Below are 17,837 nucleotides of genomic sequence, written 5' to 3'. Positions count from 1 at the left end.
GGCGTTAACGGCGTTGTTGTCCGTCAACCAAGGAAGTTGTCCGATGAATCACCCGCTGCACGGCCGTTCGTCCCGCTCCCTCCCGCATCGCCCGCTGGCACTTGCTGTTGCCAGCTCGCTGCTGCTGGCCACCACCTTGCCGGCCATGGCCAGCGAATCACTCGATGCCTGGCAGCATCAACGCCAGCTGCAGGCAGCGTGGGCACGGCCCGTCGCCGATGTGGCGTCGGCTTCCACGGCGCCCACCGCCACCGCGCCTGCAACGGGAAGCACCGCCCTGCTCGGCAAACCCGGCGATGCAGCCAGCTGGCGCAGCGATGAATTCAACGCCGATTGGGGACTGGGTGCGATGGGCGCCGATTACGCCTACGCGCGCGGCCTGACCGGCCAGGGCGTGCGCCTGGCCCTGTTCGATTCAGGCTCGGCACTGGCACACCCCGAATTTGCCGGGCGCAACACCTCCAGCATCACCATCGGTGCGGACTGCGCCACGCCCGGCGTGGTGGCCGGTGCCGGCGCATGCGGCCAGACCCGTGGCGAGCAGCCGGGCTACAACTACTACGGCCTAGGCCCCGGTGTTCCCGCCGCGCTGGCCGCACGACTGATCGCGGCAGGCCAGCCCTATGGCTTCAGCTACGCCGACCATGGCACCCACGTGCTGGGCACGATCGGTGCCAACCGTGATGGCAAGGGCATGCACGGCGTGGCCTTCGGTTCGAACCTGACCGCTGCCCGCGTCTTCGGTGATACCTATTACGAGTGGCGCCTGGACCCGGACAATTTCTATCGCCCGCGTGCGCTGTACCGCACCGATCCGGATGATGCCGCCACGCTGGACATGTATGCGCAGATCCAGGCGCAGGGCGTGCGCGCCATCAACCACAGCTGGGGCATCTCCACCCGCAACATGACCGCTGCCGCGCTGGACGCGCAGTATGCGGCGATCGGTGATGGCTACGACGTGTACGGCAGCATCTATGCCGGCAGCGGCGACAAGCCCGGCTCCACGCTGATCCAGGTCTGGTCGGCCGGCAACGGCAGTGGTGCGGTGGCCGGCATCACCGCGTCGATGCCGCGCTGGAAGCCGGAAATCGAACCCTACTGGCTGGCGGTGGCCAACGTGCGCCGGCCCAATGCCGCCGCCGGCGAAACCGACTACGTGATCGACGGCAGCTCCAGCATCTGCGGTGTCGCCGCCAACTGGTGCATCTCCGCCCCCGGCACCGACATCCTCAGCACCATCGTGTCCGGCGAGATCAAGGGCCGCATCGAGAACACCTCGGCGTACGTGCGGCTGATCATCGACAGCGAGAACACCGAGTACACCTACGGCACCAAGACCGGCACGTCGATGGCCGCACCGCACATCACCGGCGCCCTCGGCCTGTTGATGGAGCGCTTCCCGTACCTGGACAACGCCCAGGTGCGCGATGTGCTGCTGACCACCGCGCGCGATCTGGGTGCGGCAGGCATCGACCCCATCTACGGCTGGGGCATGGTCGACCTGCGCAAGGCCATCGAAGGCTATGGATCGCTGCGGGTGGATACCAACGTAGTGATGAACCAGAGGGCCGGTGGCCTGAAGGTGTGGGAGGGCGATGCATGGGATGACTGGACCAACGCCATCGGCGGCCCCGGCAAGCTGACCAAATCCGGCATCGGCTGGCTGCGCCTGAGCGGCGACAACACCTTCAACGGTGCTGTACTGCGCGAGGGCACGCTGGAATTGAACGGCAGCAACACGCTTACGTCAGCGGTCGACGTGCAGGGTGGCCAGTTCCTGCTCAACGGCAGCCTGGTTTCCACCGCGCTCACCACCCACGGCGGCGTCAGCACGGTCAGCGCCAGCGGCGTGCTGAAGAACAGCAACCTGACGGTCGACGGCGGCGTGGTGTCCTTCAACGGCACGCAGACCGGTGGCACCACCACGGTCGGCGCCAACGGCCTGCTGAAGGGCGTCGGCACGCTGGGCAGCACCCGCGTCGATGGCACCATCGCCCCCGGCAACTCCATCGGCACGCTCACCATCAACGGCAACTACGTGCAGGGCGCCAGCGGCGTGTTTGCCGCCGAACTGGCCCCGGGTGGGCGCAGCGACCAGCTGCACGTGACCGGCACCGCGACCCTCGGCGGCACCCTGGTGGCGTTGCCGGAACCGGGCACCTACTACCTGGGCGAGCAGTTCAACTTCATCCGCGCCGACGGCGGCGTCAGCGGCCAGTTCGCCAGGACCGACTTCAGCGCCTTCTCGCCGTTCCTGCAGTTCAGCCTGGCCTACGGTGCCAACGGCGCCCGCATCGACGTCGCACGCGGTGCGCTGCTGGCCAGCGCGGCCAGTACGCCGAACCAACGCGCGGTCGCCGCGGCCGCCGACGTGCTGGTGATCAACCAGGGCCTGCCCAAGCCGCTCACCCAGCTGTTCCCGCAGCAGGTCGGCGGCGTGCTCGATGGCATCGGTGGCGAACTGCACGCTGCCACCGCGCTGGCCCTGGTCGAAGGCAGCCGCCACGTCCGTGATGCCGCGTTGTCGCGCCGCGCCGGCGCGGCGGCACCAGGTGCGGAGCCGGGCGACGCCACCGGTGCATGGGTGCAGGCCATCGGCGGCAACGGCAAGCTGGATGGCAATTCCAATACCGCGCGCACCGATACCAACAGCAACGGCGTGCTGGTCGGCGTCGACCGCGAGTTCGGCGGCTGGCAGATCGGCGTATTGGCCGGCACTGGCCGCACCGACGTGAAGCAGCAGGAGCGTCGCGCCCGGTCGAAGATCGACAACACCCACTTCGGTGCTTACGCCAGCCACAACTGGGGCGGTTTCGGCCTGCGTGGTGGCGTCGCATGGAGCCGCAACGAAGTGAAGAGCAACCGCGATGTGGCCTTTGCCGGTTTCAGTGACAGCCTGAGCGCGCGCTACAACGCACACACCCGCCAGGCCTTCATCGAGGCGGGCTACCGCTTCGGCAGCGCCGAGGGTGGCCTGGAGCCGTACCTGCAGGTCGCACGTGTGGAAGTGGACCTCAAGCAGATCGACGAGCGCGGCGGTGCGGCGGCACTGCACGGCAAGGTGGACGACACCGGCACCACGGTCGCCACCGCCGGCGTGCGCTTCGACAAGGGCCTGAAGGCATCGTTCCAGCAGGACAGCTGGCTGCACCTGCGCGGTGGCGTAGGCTACCGCCGCGCCTCGGGTGACCGCAGCCAGGTGGCCAACCTCGCCTTCGCCAACAGCACCACCACGTTTGCGGTCGAGGGTGCACCGATTGCCGACAATGCCGTCGTGGCCGAACTGGGCCTGTCGGCCTGGCTGACCCCGCGGCAGCAGCTGGAGCTGGGCTACAGCGGCCAGTTCGGCAGCGAAAGCCGCGATCACGGTGCCAATGCACGCTGGTCGATCCGCTTCTAATCACGTGCCCGGTTAGTCACGTGCTCTCTTGACGGGTTGGGGCGGCCTCGCGGCCGCCCCTTTTTTTATGCGCGTTCCCCTGGACAAAGGTGGCCGGGGCAGAACACTGCCCCGGCCGCGGCGGCCCCGGGGAGAAGGCCGCCTTCAAGCGTCAGGCTGCCTTCATCGCGTGCTTGCGCGCCCGCATGACGTTGTGGCATTCCTGCACGTCCGGCAGCAGCTGCGTCACTTCCTGGCGCACGGCCGGCGGCAGATCGTTCTCCTTCAGCACGTCCTTGAACGCGCCGAGCAGGCGATCTTCGGATTCTTCCAGCTCGGCCACGTAGCCGTAGTTGGTATCACCGAAGGCAGCGCGCACCTTGCCGTAGAACTGCTGCATCGAGCCGACGACCGTACCGTGCTCGGCCGGCTTGCCACCGCTGGCAGCGACCGAGCCGCTCAGTGCAGCGACGATGCGGCCCTTGACGCCAGCAATGCGGGTGAACAGTGCCGACAGCTCGGCATCCTTCACCTTGGTCGCGGCTTCTTCATAGAAGGACTTGCCATCACGGGCGATCTCGATCAGGTCGTTGAGGCGATGTTCGATGGTGGACTGGGTGCTCATGTCATTGCTCCTGTGTAGTCGATTCCGTGGGAGAGAGGCAGCCGTGAGTGCTGCCTGCGGGACCACTGTGGACAGGCCCATGTGCTTCGTGGGTGAGCATCGATTGATGCATGCATCACCTCGCCCAACCCGCACTGACCGCTTCACGCCACGGTGGTGTTGCGTTCACGCGGACGTGTCCGCGCCTGCCTCACCAAGGGATGAAGAGAATGACCAGAACGATGACGAGCACCGCAGCGAGCGCTGCCATCAGCACATTTCGCTGGCGCCAGCTGGGCTTCGGTTTTCCTGGGGTATTCATGGATGCACACCTGTTTCTGCGGATGACCCCGCCAGCGTGATGGATCTGAATCAGTGCCCGCGTAGAGGGCACGTGCATGCGACGTGCACGCGCTGGAGCGTATGTCGATTCCAGGCGCTGTCGTTCGTCGGAACACTTGAAGCCAGGCCCGTCGGCCTGCAGGAGCCTCCCGATGTGTCCCATCCTCACTGCCTTCGCCACCTCCCCCGATCGCGGCCAGGGCCTGGCCCGCGACATGCGCGTGCGCTGGGCGCTGGAAGAACTGGGCGTGGCCTACGACGTGCAGCTGCTGACCTTCGCCGAGATGAAGCAGCCCGCCCACCTCGCAAGGAATCCATTTGGGCAGATTCCGACCTGGCAGGACGGCGGACAGGTCCTGTTCGAATCCGGCGCCATCGTCCTGCACCTGGCCGAACAGTACCCGGGCCTGTTGCCGCGCGATCCGGATGCGCGCATGCGCGCGATCATGTGGATGTTCGCCGCGCTGAACACGGTGGAGCCGCCGATTGTTGAGCGCTCGATGGCCTGGGTACTGGAGCGCGAGCAGCCCTGGTATGCGCAGCGGCTACCGATGCTTGATGAGCGGGTGCGGACGCGGCTGGCGCAGTTGTCCGCAGCGCTGGGTGATTCCGCCTGGCTGGACGGCGGATTCAGCGCGGGCGACCTGATGATGGTGGCGGTGCTGCTGCGGCTGAAGAGCAGCGGTCTGCTCGATGAATTCCCGCAGGTGAGCGGCTACGTGGACCGGGCAACGCAGCGACCCGCCCACCAGCGCGCGTTCGCCGCGCAGCGGGCGGTGTTCCAGAACGGGTAGATCCGCGCCCGGCGTGGAAACACTCAGCGCGGCCTGGGCCGGCAAGCGGCCTGTACCAGCATCAGCTGCGCCACCAGGATCAGCATCGCGCACCCGGACAACAGCCACGGATCGATGTACCACTGCGCGTTGAAGCTGAACTCTCCGGCAGAGATGCGCTTCCAGCCGTTGAAGTGCTGCATGGCGGCCACCACGAACGCGAAGCCGCCTGAGGTGTACGCAAGCCAGGGCACGATGAGGCCGCCTGGCCGCGCGAACAGCATCAACAGCCCGAGCACGCCGATCACCGTGCGCTGCACGCGGCAGTAGGGGCAGACGTAGGCCAGGCCGCTCCATTCCACCGACCAGGCCAGCAGGCTGACCAGCACCGACAGGCCTGCGGCAAGGTACAGCCACTTCGGCGTGATCGTCATGCTGCCGCTGTATGCCATTGCCTGCTCCTTCGTTCAAAGACCCGGGCAGGGTAACAGCGCCACCGGGTCAATCCTTCTTGAAGACCGTGCGCTTGCCGATCGGGCTGCTCTTGCGCGCCGTCGGCCTGGCCAGGCCCGGAATGAGGAAGTCGGTCACCTTGTGGCCCTTCTGGACCTTGGCGGCCAGCCAGCGCGGCATGCGCCCACGGCCGGACCAGGTGAGCCGCTTGTACTCCGGGTCGCGGTACTTGGCCGCCACTTTGCCGGTCCTGCGCCGTGCCGGCTTCCGGCGCGGGGCGGCCTCTTCGATGGCGTCTGCGCCGAACAGCTCCTCGAGGGTGTAGCCCGCTTCGGCCGCTGCGGCCCTCAGCAGGCGGCGTACCGCACTGGCCGGGCGGCGGTTGGAAATCAGCTGTTTCCGCTGTTCAGCGGCAACCACCAGGGCGCCCAGCTCGCGAAGGCTGAGCGATTCAATATCAATCGTCATGCGAGAAAGGTCTACCGCGCCGCGGCGGCTGTCAAGGCATCCTGATGGCCGGGCATACACACAGGCTTCACCGCCGCTGGGCTCCGATCGCCTTCGCACGCCATCTCCGAGGACATCGACGTGAGCACCTCATCGCATTCGCTCGCCTACCTGCTTGCACGCCTCCTGCTGATGGCGCTGTTCCTGGTCTCCGGCATCGGCAAGCTCGGCGACCCCGGTGCCACCCAGGGCTACATGGAAGCGATGGGCGTGCCGGGCATCCTGCTGTGGCCGACCATCGCCTTCGAGATCGGCAGCGGGCTCTGCATCCTGCTCGGTTTCCAGACCCGCCTGGTGTCGGTCGTGCTGGTGGGTTTCAGCCTGGTCACCGCTTTCATCTTCCACCACAACGTCGCCGACCCGACCCAGCAGATCATGTTCCTGAAGAACCTGGGGCTGGCCGGTGGATTCCTGCTGCTGGCCTGCACCGGGGCCGGGCGTTACAGCATTGATGGGCGCGGGCGGCGCGGGTAGGCGCTGATCCGACGCCTGCGCGCTAGCGGCGGAGCTCCGCCTCGGGCGCCAGCGTGTGGATCACCTTGCCCTGCGCGTCGAGGAACTCGATTGCACCATAGCCTTCGGCGGTGACCGTCAGGCGCAGGCGCGTGCGGTCTGACCTGTCGTTCAGGGCAATGGCCGGCGTGCCATCAGCGCCAACCACCAGGCCGATGCGCGTGGGCGCCTGCACGCCGGGAATCAGCTTGTTGCCCAATGCAGGTTCACGGATCAGCTTCGGTGCCTGGTTGATCGAAAAGCTCACCGCGCCGTCCGGTGATACCCGCCACCCGATCGCGTCCATCGCCGGATGATCCAGCGCCAGCACCGCCATCCCACCGTCGACATCGGCGGTGCCGAAGCCACCGCGCTCGCTGCCCTTGTCGTCGTATAGCACCATCCCGGCCACGTTGAACGCGCGTTTGTACTGCAGGCCGTCGATGATCGGCGCCGGTGTCCTGCCGGACAACGTCATGCGGATCACGCCCGTGTCGTCGACGATATCGATCCGCCGCGCGGTGATGCGTTCGTGGTCCGGCGTTTCCACGCGTGTCTGCGGTGCCTTGTCGACGATCATGCGCTGCAGGGTTTCAATCGAAGGGCGCCTGGGTGAATCGGAAGGCTCTTCAGCCGCGACAGGCATAGCGGCGAGGGTGGTCAGGACGACGAACGTGCAGGCACTGCGCTTCATGCGGGCTCCTGGTCGGACGGATCGGCGGAAGCCGCATCATGCCACTCTTCCGGAGGATGCTCCGGCCTGCCTCACGATCCAGCGACGCACCATTCACCGATTCGTGAAGCCCGCATGCGGCATGCTGGCCCCGCGCTCATCAGTGAGCGCAATACGCAAGACGACTGCTACACGCACGAGCCTTCCCCACTCAGTGCAACCGAACGGTTGATGGTGTCCACACCCATCTCTGCTGACGCCCCGAAAGGGCATCGTCGTGATCGGATCTGGGTCAGCACGGGGACTTCGCCCACACTCCATTATTGGAAGCAAGCCCCCATCGGTGCATGCATTCTTAATTCTTCAGATTTCCATCAAGCAGCCTGCGTTCCATACCGGCCGCAAAGCAGCATGATGAGCGCCCACAGAGTCAGGGTCTCCGTTCATCTCCATGCGTGACATCGGACAGTTCTACGTAACCAGCGTCGAGGGAGTGACGCGCGCGGACGGCACACTCCTGCAGGTCACTCGAATCGATTGCGCCTGCATCAAGTGCTCGTGGCAGTTCAGGGCGATTCCCAATCATGGTTTGGTCGATCTTGATGGGGCAGCGGCCCTCAGTTGCCCGACCTGCGGCAATCACCAGTCCGTCAGCCGGGCACGGCTCGAAGAGCTCAATCGACGCAACGGCGAATAGCCAGCGCTTGGACCTTCCATCAACATCGCACCGACGCTGCCGATACCTGTTCGGCGCTAGCCTTCAGTCAACCGATATCTGCCGGCCTTCCCATGAGTCATACCGGACTGTTTCAGATCACCAACCTGACGTACAAAGCCGGAGAGCACGGCACTCTGGCGCGGGCACTGCAGATCGTAGCGACGTGCACGGCCTGCGGCGCTACGAGCGTGTGGGGCGAAGATGAGATGGAACATGTCGCCGGGGGAACCGTGCTGGCCTGCCGCAACTGTGGCGTCCGCCAGGCCATCAGCAACGCGCGCCTTTCAAGCAGCCCATCCGACATCCGTCATCCGCGCCGCTGAGTGGCACGCGGCTCGGACTGCGTAGCGCGCCGGCAGGCGCAGGCGTTCACCCGGCTTTTACAACGCATCGCCACCTCGGGCGAAGAAGCACCCAGATGCATCTGCCTGCATCCAAGCACCGCGCCCCCGCGTATGTAGGATGCCCGCGCCTTGCGGGCCTCCCATAGAGGAACGCGCCGTGAAAGCTCTTCAGCGGATAGCCGCCACCGTAAGCTTCGCCGTACTCGTTTCAGCCACTTCACTGAGCTTCGCCGCCAACACCGTGATGGTGGGCGGAGCGGAGATGTATCCCAGCAAGACCATTGTCCAGAACGCCATCAACTCCAAGGACCACACCACCCTGGTCGCCGCGGTCAAGGCAGCCGGGCTGGTCGATACCCTCAATGGTGCTGGCCCCTTCACCGTTTTCGCACCCACCAATGCAGCCTTCGGCAAGTTGCCCGCAGGCACGGTCGATACGCTGGTAAAGCCTGAAAACAAGGCGCAGTTGACGAAGATCCTGACCTACCACGTGGTACCGGGCAATTACAGTTCCGCGCAACTGATGGCCGATGCCAGGAAGCACGGCGGCAAGGCCATGTTGAAGACCGTTGAAGGTGAGTCGCTCACCGTCGCGTTGCATGACGGCAAGCTGTGGGTCATCGATGCCAAGGGTGGCAAGGCGGGAATCAGCATTGCCGATGTCGGCCAGTCCAATGGCGTGATCCACGTGATCGACAGCGTGTTGATGCCGAAGTAACGACGACCGGCGAGTCGACCCTAAGCGCGGCAGTCGCACAGCGGCTGCCGCCGTCGCTTCTCTTGAACCAGAATCACCGCTGCGAAGCAGATGACGCGCTACCTCATGCATCCAGCAGCCTGGATCGCCCTTGTCAGTCAGAAGCAGACCCGGGATTCCAGGTGATTACCTGAACGTCGTAGAGCTCGCATTCGGTTTGGTCCATCGGCTCCCAATGATCGCTCGCCAACTCAAAGAAGGCATCCGGCACGTCCATGGAAAACGTTGCGCCCTTCTCCCGATTGCGCTGGCGGACGCGATCGCGACGAACCTCACGTGGGGCATCCAGCAGATACACGGCCAGATCGTAGCCTGCCTCCCTGACCTTCGCGTAGAAATTCTCGCGGCTGGCTCTCTCCACCAGACCCAGCTCAAGCACAACGTCGCGCCCCGTATCGAGCACTTCGCTGGCTGTGACCCATATCTGATCCAGGCAGCGCGCCTTCCTTGCCGCATACCATTCCATCAGGTTGGCGGCGGGACGGTCCGGGCTGTACAGCCGCACGAACCAAGCGTCCAGGATGAATCCTGCAGCCGTGTGCAGACTTCGCAACTCGGCAACAAACGTGGATTTGCCCGCACCTACGGGTCCTTCGACCAGGTGAATCGTTGCCATCGTGGTTGAGCCATCCTTCATGGCATTCAGAGACAGACCGGTCATCGGAGACCAATCGTTGTTTCGGGGGTGATAGTGGGGGTATGAGGTACGGCCATGGACACCCGTGACACAGACGATCAGGCTCACCTGCACTGCTGGCAATCACGCGCCCCTGCCCCACGTGAATTCTGCCCGGGGCACAAAAAAAGCACTTGGGTGGAACCCAAGTGCCATTCTTGTGGCCCACCAGGATTCGAACCTGGAACCAAGGGATTATGAGGCCTCTATAGGGCTTCCACGCGCTTCCACAGGCGTTCCGACTTTAAGCTAAGTGGTTGATTTTCTCAGGTTGTGCGACCACCTGCGCCCATCATCGTCCACCTCTTTCCACGGACAAACGGTCACCGAGCGGTCACCAATGGGCGCAATGAAGGGAATGCTTACAGCGAAGGGACTGGCCGCTTTGCCGGTCGGCGAATGGGCCTCTGATCCTGCTCCGCGCGGCACAGGCTGCCTGGACGTGCGCAAGCTTGCTGGCGGCCAGCTGCGGTTCTACTACCGGTACACGAAGGCCAACGGGCAGCGCGACCGCCTACTGCTCGGCACGGGCCTAGCCCTGACCGCGGCACGCGAGGCAGCGGCGGCGTTGTCCCGCCGGTACCAGTCCGGCGACCGGGATCTGCGCGAGGCGATGGAGACCGAGGCTGCTGCAGCGGAACGCGCGAAGGCCGACGCTCTGGCCGAATCGACGCGCCGATCAGGTGCAACGCTGGGCGCTCTGATGATGGCCTATGTCCAGAGCCTGGAAGATGCCGGCAAGGTATCTGCCGCCGCAACGCGCGCTTCCATCAAACGCCACATCGAAGATCCGTGGCCATCCCTCTGGGCGCGCCCGGCATCAGAACTCGAGCTGGATGACCTGCTCCCGATCCTGTCGCGCCTGGTGCGCGCCAAGAAGCTGCGCGAGGGCGGCAAGATCCGGTCGTATTTGCGTGCGGCGTATGCGGCGGCGATCGCGGCGAAGCAGGACGCGTCCGCCCCGGACGCACTGCGCGTGCTCAACGTATCCAGGAACCCTGCGCGCGACCTCGCCACGCTAGACAGCGGGCAGCCCCGCGATCGGGTTCTCTCGGTGGCCGAGCTTCGTGCCTACTGGCGCCGGATTGAGGCGCTGCCCGGGCGGCAGGGCGCTCTCCTGCGCTTCCATCTGCTGACCGGCGGGCAGCGCATTGCGCAGTTGATGCGGCTGAAGTGGTCGGATCACGATCACGACACGGACAGCGGCACCGGATCCGTCCGCTTGCTCGACATCAAGGGGCGTCGCCGCGTGCCCCGTGTGCACCTGGTGCCACTGCTCCCGCTGATGGCTGCGGATCTCGCCGTCATGCGCGGCGATGATGACAGTGACGGCGGCGGCGACGGCCCCAGGCCTCACCTGTTCTCGCTCACCGCCGGAAAGGCGCCGGCCACCTATGACGAGTTCCGGGGAATCATGGATCCGGTGGTGGCCAACATGGTGGCCGCCGGCGAGCTGACGTCGCCATTCACGCCAGGCGACCTACGACGCACGGTGGAGACCCGGCTCGCTGCGCTGGGCCTGTCGGAAGAAGTCCGTGGCCACCTGCAATCCCACGGCCTGAGCGGCGTCCAGAAGCGGCATTACAACTTCTTCGAGTACGACGCGGAGAAGCGCGCTGCGGTGGAGGCCCTCTACGAACTGCTTACCGGCACCGGTGCGACAGTGGTGCCGATGCGCAAGGGCCTGAGCCGCTAGAACGGCAGGTCCTCGGGCAGATCCAGGCCTACCAGGCGGCCTGCGGCGCGTTGATGACTGCTCGCCGTAGCGCGCAGACGTTGCGCGCTCTGCCGGCGGCGCGCGCGGCAACGCCAACTTCCAGAAGAATCTCGTTCGAGGTCTGACGCCTGCTGCAGCTTGGCCGCAGCCTTGGCCTCCAGTGAGGCCGGATCCTTTTGCCAATTCGCCATTGCTGCAGGATGCCCGCTGAGCGTCGCGCAGGTCGCGACTGGAGCGGCGCCTGGGCCTCCACCTGGAACACGTTCAGCAATTCGAGGGCGACTATCAGGGTCAGGAGTTAGTAATTTTACTAATATGCGCCCGTCTCGACCCGTGAGACATGCCGCTCCCAGAGTACGCCCATGCAGTCCCTCCCCTACTCTCACACGCTGGCCCGCCCCATCGGCCCGGCCATGATCGATGGCCCGGCGCAGTTCGTGCCCCTTGCCGCAGCGCGTGCGCGGCTTGGCTTCCCTTCGCCGGCCGACGACTTCATGGACGATGCGATCGACCTGCATCGCCTGCTGGTGCGCAACCCCGCCGCCACGTTCTTGTACCGCGCCGATGGCTGGTCCATGAGCGGCGCCGGCGTCAGCGACGGGGACATCTTGGTGGTCGACCGCTCGGTAACGCCCCAAGCGGGCGATCTGGTCATTGCCATCTGGGACGGGAACCAGCCCACCTGCAAGGTGCTGCAGCTCTTTGAAAGCCACATGGAGCTGCACTCGGCCAATCCGGACTTCCCACCCATCGTGCTGGAACAATCCACCGAGGTGGAAGTGTTCGCCGTCGTGGGAGTCGTCCGCCAGATCAAACGCCGGAGCGGCCGTGTTCGGGCTCGTTGACGGCAACAACTTCTACGCCAGCTGCGAGCGGGTGTTTCAGCCGGGCCTTCGCGGCGTTCCGCTGGTGGTGCTGAGCAACAACGACGGCTGCGCCATCGCGCGCTCGGCCGAGGCCAAAGCGCTGGGCATCAAGATGGGCCAGCCTGCTCACGAACTGAAGCACCTTGTGCGCCGACATGGCCTGCAGATGCGCTCGGCCAACTTCGGGCTCTATGGAGACATGAGCGCCCGGGTCGTGAGCGTTCTACGGGAGGCCGCGCCGCGGGTGGAGGTCTACAGCATCGATGAGAGCTTCATCGACCTGGATGGAATCCGGGATCGCGAGCGGTTCGCCCGGGATCTGCGCCAACGTGTGCACCGCTGGACCGGCATACCGAATTGCATCGGCATTGGCCCTACGAAGACCCTGGCCAAGTTGGCCAACAAAGTGGCCAAGGGCGCCGACGGTGTGATCGACCTTGGCAATGCAGCATACCGGGACACCGTGCTGCGGACATTCTCCGTTGCGGATCTATGGGGTGTCGGCCGCCGGCTGGCGCCGCGGTTGGAATCCATGGGCATCAGCACCGCCGCAGCACTACGCGACGCGCCGGCGGACGACATCCTAGCCACCTTCGGGGTCACGTTAGCACGCACCCAGCGCGAGCTGCAGGGACATCCCTGCCTGGAGCTGGAGGAAGTGGAGCCGGATCGCCAACAGATCATGGTCAGCCGATCGTTCGCAGACCGAGTGGAGGACCACGAAGCAGTTGCCCATGCACTGGCGACCTTCGCCGTGCGCGCATGCGAGAAGCTACGTGCTCGGGGCCTCGTCACCGCCGGCGTCTGGGTGTTTGCTCAATCCGACGTGTTCCGGCCAGAGCTTCGGCAGCATAACGCTAGCAGGACGGTGGGCCTGCCTGCGTCGACTTCGGATACCACGGTAGTGCTGGGCGTCGTGCGCAAGCTTCTGCGCGGCCTACTCCGCGACGGAATCGGATACAAGAAAGCTGGTGTGGCACTGCTCGACCTAGCCCGGCCGGATGAGCTGCAGGCAGATCTGTTTGGGCCGACAGTGGTCGGCGATGAAAAGCTGATGGCCGCTATGGATCGAATTAACCAGAAGTTCGGGCGCGGCACGGCCGGCCTTGGCGCATCAGGTTGGCAGGCACGGCCGGCATGGGGCATGCGGCAGCACATGCTGTCACCGAACTACACGACTTCTGTGCACGAGATCCCGCCGGCGCGCTGCTGATGCGCCAGAGCCATCGTGCTCGACAGGTACTATCTACTTCACAGTTCTAGGCAACGGCCGGGGAACCTTAGTGCCGTCATTGCATTGAATGATATCGAGCACCGTACTCATGCTCCTGGCAAATATCGCTTCAACATTGGCCAGCTCAGCGGCTGTGAGCAAGCCCTTGCTGAATTTTTTCTTTGCCTCTGCCAGCTTCTTGTTCAATTCAATGCGACGAAGGTTGGCCAATTCGATGGTTTCAACTACACGCCGTCTGTACCCGACGATGTCGGGCTCATTCAACTGCAGCAATCGAATCATGTGTGCGCCGTCAGGGGTCCGCGATTCGTATTCGAATGTCGCTGCATTCAAACGTAGATGCGCAGCCATGTCATGTTCGCAAGGATTGACCACGAATGGCCCCAAGCGCTCATCAGCTGGCCAATAATCGTTCTTACGGGAATTGCAAGGGCCGCAGCAGTAATAGATGTTGCCGTAGTTCGTCTCTAGATCTTTGAACTTAGGTACTACTTTGGGCCGGTAATGGTCAACAGCGAACGAGTAATATTCGCCAGGCGAAACAGAGTCAGGCGTTCGGCAATAGACACAGACACGAACAAATTCGTGCTGAAGGACGCGCTTAAAGGACTTGTAATTCTTATATGGGAAAGGCTGAAGCCGTCGACGGTGAAGTCCCTTCGGGTACTGAAAAACACCCATTAATCACCCCATCAACAGGCGGTCAATCTCGTCAAGGTCGTCGGACACATGAGCCAATTCGACCATTGAACGATTCAAATGCTCCTCTCTTTCCCGTGTAACTCTAGGCGAATACTTGTTCATTCGAGCATCGAGAATTTCCATTCTCGCCAAAATTTCTTGGGACGGATGTGCGGAAGCGTACTGAACGGCCAGGACTTTGATCCTTCGCGATGCCGTACTCTCGATCGCTTCGCGCAGCTCAGCTGCACCATGATACTGAGGTGCCGCCGGGGTCGTCTCACCGATGAAAGTCGTTGCATCGTCCTCTATAGACCAAGACTTCTGGCTAAAGGGTGACGTAGGGCCGGTCCCACTCACGGCAACTACCTTAGTACGCCCGCTAGAGAACGTGCTATCTGCAATCAGACCGGCGAACCTAGTAGCTACCTCGGCTTGCTCCTCACGCCCTTTGGAAATCCATGCCGAAGGCTGAGGCAGCCTCGACAAAGGGTCTGCCACATCCACTGCTGGAGCGTAGTAATCCATCACCGTTCCCCGTTATTACCAGCAAGATGTTCGCGCGCAGAATCACCCAACGACCAATCAAAGCAGTTGAAGGCTTGGGCATGCATCGCATCGAGCGCACTCTTCGAGTCACTAAGTGCAACTTCGTTCCTGAACGAGTCTACATCCACAATGAAATCCGGCGGAACGAAAACGTCGCCATTTTTGGGATTACGTTTCAGGCTTGTCTGCAAGAGACACCCACCATCCTCAGAATTTAACAACAACCGCGTCGCAAACTCGTTAACGCCTCGGAATATTCCATCACCAAACTGAGCAGTCAGAGCTGGATTGATCCATCCGTTGCGAAGGGGATCATAGCGACCAGGCAGATTGTTAACATAACGCAGACCAATTCTTGTCCAAAAGTCCGAATCAATGATTGGCTCGGCAGCCTGAACGGCTTCTAGAGCCCGCTCAAGCAACTCCTCATATCCTGTGTACGTGCTTGTCTCAATGGTGAGCGAGCTGTGCTTTAGAGACACAGACCAGCCGCCTCGGAGGGCCCGAAATATATGGGAATGAGAACTCTCTGAAGATCCGCCGAAACCAAAGCTCACATCTGTGGCAGTCTCGATATGGGGGTACTTCTTTCGCAAAGACTTCACAAAGCGAGCCGGTGGCTTCGCATCGCCCAGCTCAATAAGAGTTGGAAACCGGAATTCGCAAACAACGCTCGTAACGAGGCTCTTCCTGAATATATTCAGGTTGCTGGACTGAAACTGCACGAGCTCATCGGCAGCGAAGTGACGGGTCATCTGAATGCACCGGGCGAAGGCCTACCAATTCTGCCACGAGTCTCACCTAGTGAGAAAGCCCCAGATTCTCTGATCACGCCATCCGGTCCTCGGCAACATCCTAATGAGCTGAATGTCTCATGGTGGCGGGGGACGGGCATCTGCAAATGTGGCCGGCGCGACGCTGCTCAAGCGCCCCCCGGGTTGAGCTCCCTGCGGCCACGGATCCGGCAAGGTCAGGATGCCAGCCTTGGCTGGCCGGCACCATCGGGCAACCTCGCTCTGTCGGGTCCGGCTGTCCCTACACGCCCCGGGCACGGCAGACCGGTCTACCCTCCGGCCATGTGCGGCCGATTCGTCCAGCTCCCCGTGATCGACTTCGGCCAGCCGGGGCTGGCTGACCTTGCACCCGGCATGGCCGAGATCCAGCCGAGCTATAACCTGGCGCCGACACAGCGCGCCTCAGTGATCCTGGACCGCGGCGAAGGCCGCCAGGTCACCCGCCTGGCGTGGGGCCTGCTGCCGTTCTGGGCCAAGGCCAAGGGCCTGCAGGGCTCGACCATCAACGCCCGCATCGAGACGGTGGCCACGAAGCCGGCATTCCGCTCAGCGTTCAAGAAGCGCCGGTGCGTGATCCCGATGGCCGGCTACTACGAGTGGTCGGTCAGCCCCGAGGACGGGAAGAAGGACCCGTGGTTCATCCACGCGGCCCAGCCGCTGCTGGCCGCTGGCCTGTGGGAGGACACCAGCCCCCTGCTGCCCGACGGCAACCTGGGCACCTTCACCATCATCACCGGCGACAGCAGCGGCGTCTCGGCCGACATCCACGACCGCATGCCAGTCTGGCTGACCGCCGGCCAGATCGATGATTGGATGGGCGCCAGCCCGGACGACGCCATGGCAATGCTGCTGGCCAGCGAGCCGCCGGCCATGGAGGCCTACCGCGTCAGCCGCTCGGTCAACACTCCGCGGAACAACCACGAAGATCTGCTGCAGGCAGTCGCGTGAGCGCATCCTAGACCGGGCCCAGCGCCCGCTAGTCTGATCTCAATGCCCCCCCACCCGGCAGTGCCTCAATCCCCACCGCCCGCCGGTGGCGCGACGATCTCCGGTGCCGGCGGGTTCTCCGCTTCCCACACACGATCCGTCGCAGCCTTGATCAGCGCCATCAGCTTCCAGCCAGGCTCGGTGATCTGTTCGCCGGTAAGCGGGTGGGCGAAGGTGTACTCGCCCGCCAACAGGTCGCGGATCGGAGCGCGCACCGTGCGGTCATAGCTCCGGGTGTTGACCTGACCAGTGCCCGGGTTCCAGTCCACGCGATCGAAGAAGAACAGCACCGGACCGTCATTGTCCCGGAAGTCCCATTGCACATCGATCCGGGTCGCCAACATCTCGACCCGGTTGTTGTTGCTCTCGGAAAGAATCGGTGACATCTCATTGCTCCACGGAAATGATGCCCAGCGTCTGATTGATCACCACACCGACCGCGCCGCCGCTCGCCGTGCCGGTGGCCACGTTGCGGGTGACAATGATGGCGCGGTAGGTGAACTGCTCGGTGCCCGGGGTGTTGTCGGTGAAGGTGTGCGAGCCCGCCATGCGCGACGTCAGCTGCGACGGGCCACCCTGCTCGTTCAGCACCTCATAGTTGCCCGTGACGTTGAAGTTGGTGATGAACTGCTCGCCGCCGTTTCCGACCTTCCGGTAGATCGCGATGGTTGCGTTCACAGGCCCGGAAACCCCGGTCCACCGGCCCGTGTGCGCCGTGTCTGTCTTGGTCATGTCATAGCTGACCACGACGTTCTTGGCGCGCCCCAGGGTCGAGAACGGTCCGTTGATGATCTCGGCGTTGCCGCTGGTCGAGGTGGTCTGCACGGCGTTCTTGAGCACGCCGGCCGACAGGCTGCCACCGAAGTAGCCATTGCCCTGGTTGTCGACCCAGAACAGGCCGTTCGCCTTGCTGGCATTGCTCGGGTTGGAACCCACACCGATCCACATCATCAGGTCGTTGGACACCCCGAACGGCTTGCCGTGTACCATCATGTAGGCCCCTGACCGCGTGATCCAGCGGCCGCCCTCGAACGTCGTGCTACCGGTGTTGTTCGGATCAACGATGCCGAATCGATCAGCAACGAAGTTGATCTGACCGATGGTGCCGTTGTTGACCGACGTCATGCCGATGGCCCGGCCATTGACGTCCAGCGCCCAGGTGTAGGACGCCTGCAGCTGGCTCTGCCCGTTCTCCAACTGCGTCGCGCGCACTGACAGCGCCTGCGTGGCCGATGCCGTCAGATCTATCGCCGTGTCGTCGCTCCACAAGGTGGGAGTACGACCAAGC

18 protein-coding genes and 1 pseudogene are annotated in these 17,837 nt (G+C 63.9%); 9 read left to right on the top strand and 10 right to left on the bottom strand.

All coding sequences use genetic code 11. The features are described from left to right. Window positions 1-43: 43 nt before the first annotated feature. Window positions 44-3,403 (top strand): autotransporter domain-containing protein, encoded by a 3,360-nt coding sequence (locus tag N7590_RS14935; protein WP_279935698.1) that lies wholly within the window; start codon window positions 44-46, stop codon window positions 3,401-3,403. A 151-nt stretch (window positions 3,404-3,554) separates the two neighbouring features. Here the strand turns inward: N7590_RS14935 and N7590_RS14930 are convergent, their stop codons facing one another. After that, window positions 3,555-4,007: a PA2169 family four-helix-bundle protein gene (locus N7590_RS14930; RefSeq protein ID WP_008267995.1), complete on the bottom strand. Its 453-nt coding sequence runs from the start codon at window positions 4,005-4,007 to the stop codon at window positions 3,555-3,557. 473 nt (window positions 4,008-4,480) lie between these two features. Here N7590_RS14930 and N7590_RS14925 point away from each other — a divergent pair, with 473 nt between their 5' ends. Beyond that, window positions 4,481-5,122, top strand: a complete 642-nt coding sequence (locus N7590_RS14925) for a glutathione S-transferase family protein (protein WP_164242591.1) — start codon at window positions 4,481-4,483, stop codon at window positions 5,120-5,122. A gap of 23 nt (window positions 5,123-5,145) precedes the next feature. On the opposite strand, the gene N7590_RS14920 is transcribed toward N7590_RS14925, so the two are convergent. Beyond that, a complete protein-coding gene (locus N7590_RS14920) occupies window positions 5,146-5,553 on the bottom strand; it encodes a hypothetical protein (protein WP_164242592.1) in 408 nt (135 codons plus the stop codon). Window positions 5,554-5,602: 49 nt separating this feature from the next. Further along, on the bottom strand, window positions 5,603-6,022 hold the full coding sequence (locus tag N7590_RS14915) for an H-NS histone family protein (protein ID WP_164242593.1): 420 nt from the start codon (window positions 6,020-6,022) through the stop codon (window positions 5,603-5,605). Between the two features lie 120 nt (window positions 6,023-6,142). Between N7590_RS14915 and N7590_RS14910 the strand changes: the two genes are divergently transcribed. Then, complete coding sequence (locus N7590_RS14910; protein WP_006472187.1) at window positions 6,143-6,535, top strand: DoxX family protein; 393 nt, start codon at window positions 6,143-6,145, stop codon at window positions 6,533-6,535. Between the two features lie 22 nt (window positions 6,536-6,557). Here N7590_RS14910 and N7590_RS14905 read toward each other — a convergent pair whose 3' ends face one another. Continuing rightward, a complete protein-coding gene (locus tag N7590_RS14905; RefSeq protein ID WP_164242594.1) occupies window positions 6,558-7,247 on the bottom strand; it encodes a hypothetical protein in 690 nt (229 codons plus the stop codon). Window positions 7,248-8,015: 768 nt separating this feature from the next. Between N7590_RS14905 and N7590_RS14900 the strand changes: the two genes are divergently transcribed. Both N7590_RS14900 and N7590_RS14895 read left to right on the top strand, forming a co-directional pair. Further along, window positions 8,016-8,267: a hypothetical protein gene (locus N7590_RS14900; protein ID WP_006472189.1), complete on the top strand. Its 252-nt coding sequence runs from the start codon at window positions 8,016-8,018 to the stop codon at window positions 8,265-8,267. Between the two features lie 265 nt (window positions 8,268-8,532). Further along, on the top strand, window positions 8,533-9,006 hold the full coding sequence (locus tag N7590_RS14895) for a fasciclin domain-containing protein (RefSeq protein ID WP_230078938.1): 474 nt from the start codon (window positions 8,533-8,535) through the stop codon (window positions 9,004-9,006). Window positions 9,007-9,139: 133 nt separating this feature from the next. Here the strand turns inward: N7590_RS14895 and N7590_RS14890 are convergent, their stop codons facing one another. Continuing rightward, window positions 9,140-9,706: an AAA family ATPase gene (locus N7590_RS14890; RefSeq protein ID WP_239544506.1), complete on the bottom strand. Its 567-nt coding sequence runs from the start codon at window positions 9,704-9,706 to the stop codon at window positions 9,140-9,142. Between the two features lie 364 nt (window positions 9,707-10,070). Here N7590_RS14890 and N7590_RS14885 point away from each other — a divergent pair, with 364 nt between their 5' ends. The 3 genes from N7590_RS14885 to N7590_RS14875 all read left to right on the top strand — a co-directional run bounded on the left by N7590_RS14885 (window position 10,071) and on the right by N7590_RS14875 (window position 13,517). Further along, entirely contained in the window at window positions 10,071-11,417 is a 1,347-nt protein-coding gene (locus N7590_RS14885; protein ID WP_279935696.1) for a hypothetical protein, read from the top strand. Between the two features lie 383 nt (window positions 11,418-11,800). Continuing rightward, window positions 11,801-12,283: a translesion error-prone DNA polymerase V autoproteolytic subunit gene (gene umuD / locus N7590_RS14880; protein ID WP_100442846.1), complete on the top strand. Its 483-nt coding sequence runs from the start codon at window positions 11,801-11,803 to the stop codon at window positions 12,281-12,283. Continuing rightward, window positions 12,267-13,517, top strand: a complete 1,251-nt coding sequence (locus N7590_RS14875; RefSeq protein ID WP_279935694.1) for a Y-family DNA polymerase — start codon at window positions 12,267-12,269, stop codon at window positions 13,515-13,517. The genes umuD and N7590_RS14875 overlap by 17 nt, the downstream gene beginning before the upstream one ends. Window positions 13,518-13,550: 33 nt before the next feature. On the opposite strand, the gene N7590_RS14870 is transcribed toward N7590_RS14875, so the two are convergent. The 3 genes from N7590_RS14870 to N7590_RS14860 all read right to left on the bottom strand — a co-directional run bounded on the left by N7590_RS14870 (window position 13,551) and on the right by N7590_RS14860 (window position 15,523). Continuing rightward, window positions 13,551-13,820: a hypothetical protein gene (locus N7590_RS14870; RefSeq protein WP_279935693.1), complete on the bottom strand. Its 270-nt coding sequence runs from the start codon at window positions 13,818-13,820 to the stop codon at window positions 13,551-13,553. A gap of 402 nt (window positions 13,821-14,222) precedes the next feature. Further along, a complete protein-coding gene (locus tag N7590_RS14865; protein WP_279935692.1) occupies window positions 14,223-14,747 on the bottom strand; it encodes a hypothetical protein in 525 nt (174 codons plus the stop codon). Further along, window positions 14,747-15,523 (bottom strand): TIGR04255 family protein, encoded by a 777-nt coding sequence (locus N7590_RS14860; RefSeq protein WP_279935691.1) that lies wholly within the window; start codon window positions 15,521-15,523, stop codon window positions 14,747-14,749. The genes N7590_RS14865 and N7590_RS14860 overlap by 1 nt, the downstream gene beginning before the upstream one ends. 321 nt (window positions 15,524-15,844) lie before the next feature. Between N7590_RS14860 and N7590_RS14855 the strand changes: the two genes are divergently transcribed. After that, window positions 15,845-16,510 carry an SOS response-associated peptidase gene (locus N7590_RS14855; RefSeq protein WP_279935690.1) on the top strand — a complete coding sequence of 222 codons (666 nt, stop codon included), beginning with the start codon at window positions 15,845-15,847 and terminating at the stop codon, window positions 16,508-16,510. A 65-nt stretch (window positions 16,511-16,575) separates the two neighbouring features. Here N7590_RS14855 and N7590_RS14850 read toward each other — a convergent pair whose 3' ends face one another. Then, window positions 16,576-16,935: a hypothetical protein gene (locus N7590_RS14850; protein ID WP_279935689.1), complete on the bottom strand. Its 360-nt coding sequence runs from the start codon at window positions 16,933-16,935 to the stop codon at window positions 16,576-16,578. Between the two features lies 1 nt (window position 16,936). Further along, window positions 16,937-17,837 (bottom strand): annotated as a pseudogene (locus N7590_RS14845) (phage tail protein); the annotation flags it as partial.

Origin of the sequence: Stenotrophomonas sp. GD04024, assembly GCF_029837545.1 — a bacterium.
Classification (GTDB): Bacteria; Pseudomonadota; Gammaproteobacteria; order Xanthomonadales; family Xanthomonadaceae; genus Stenotrophomonas; species Stenotrophomonas forensis.
Note: the sequence above shows the minus strand (reverse complement) of the source record. Positions and strands in the feature narration are given on the sequence as shown.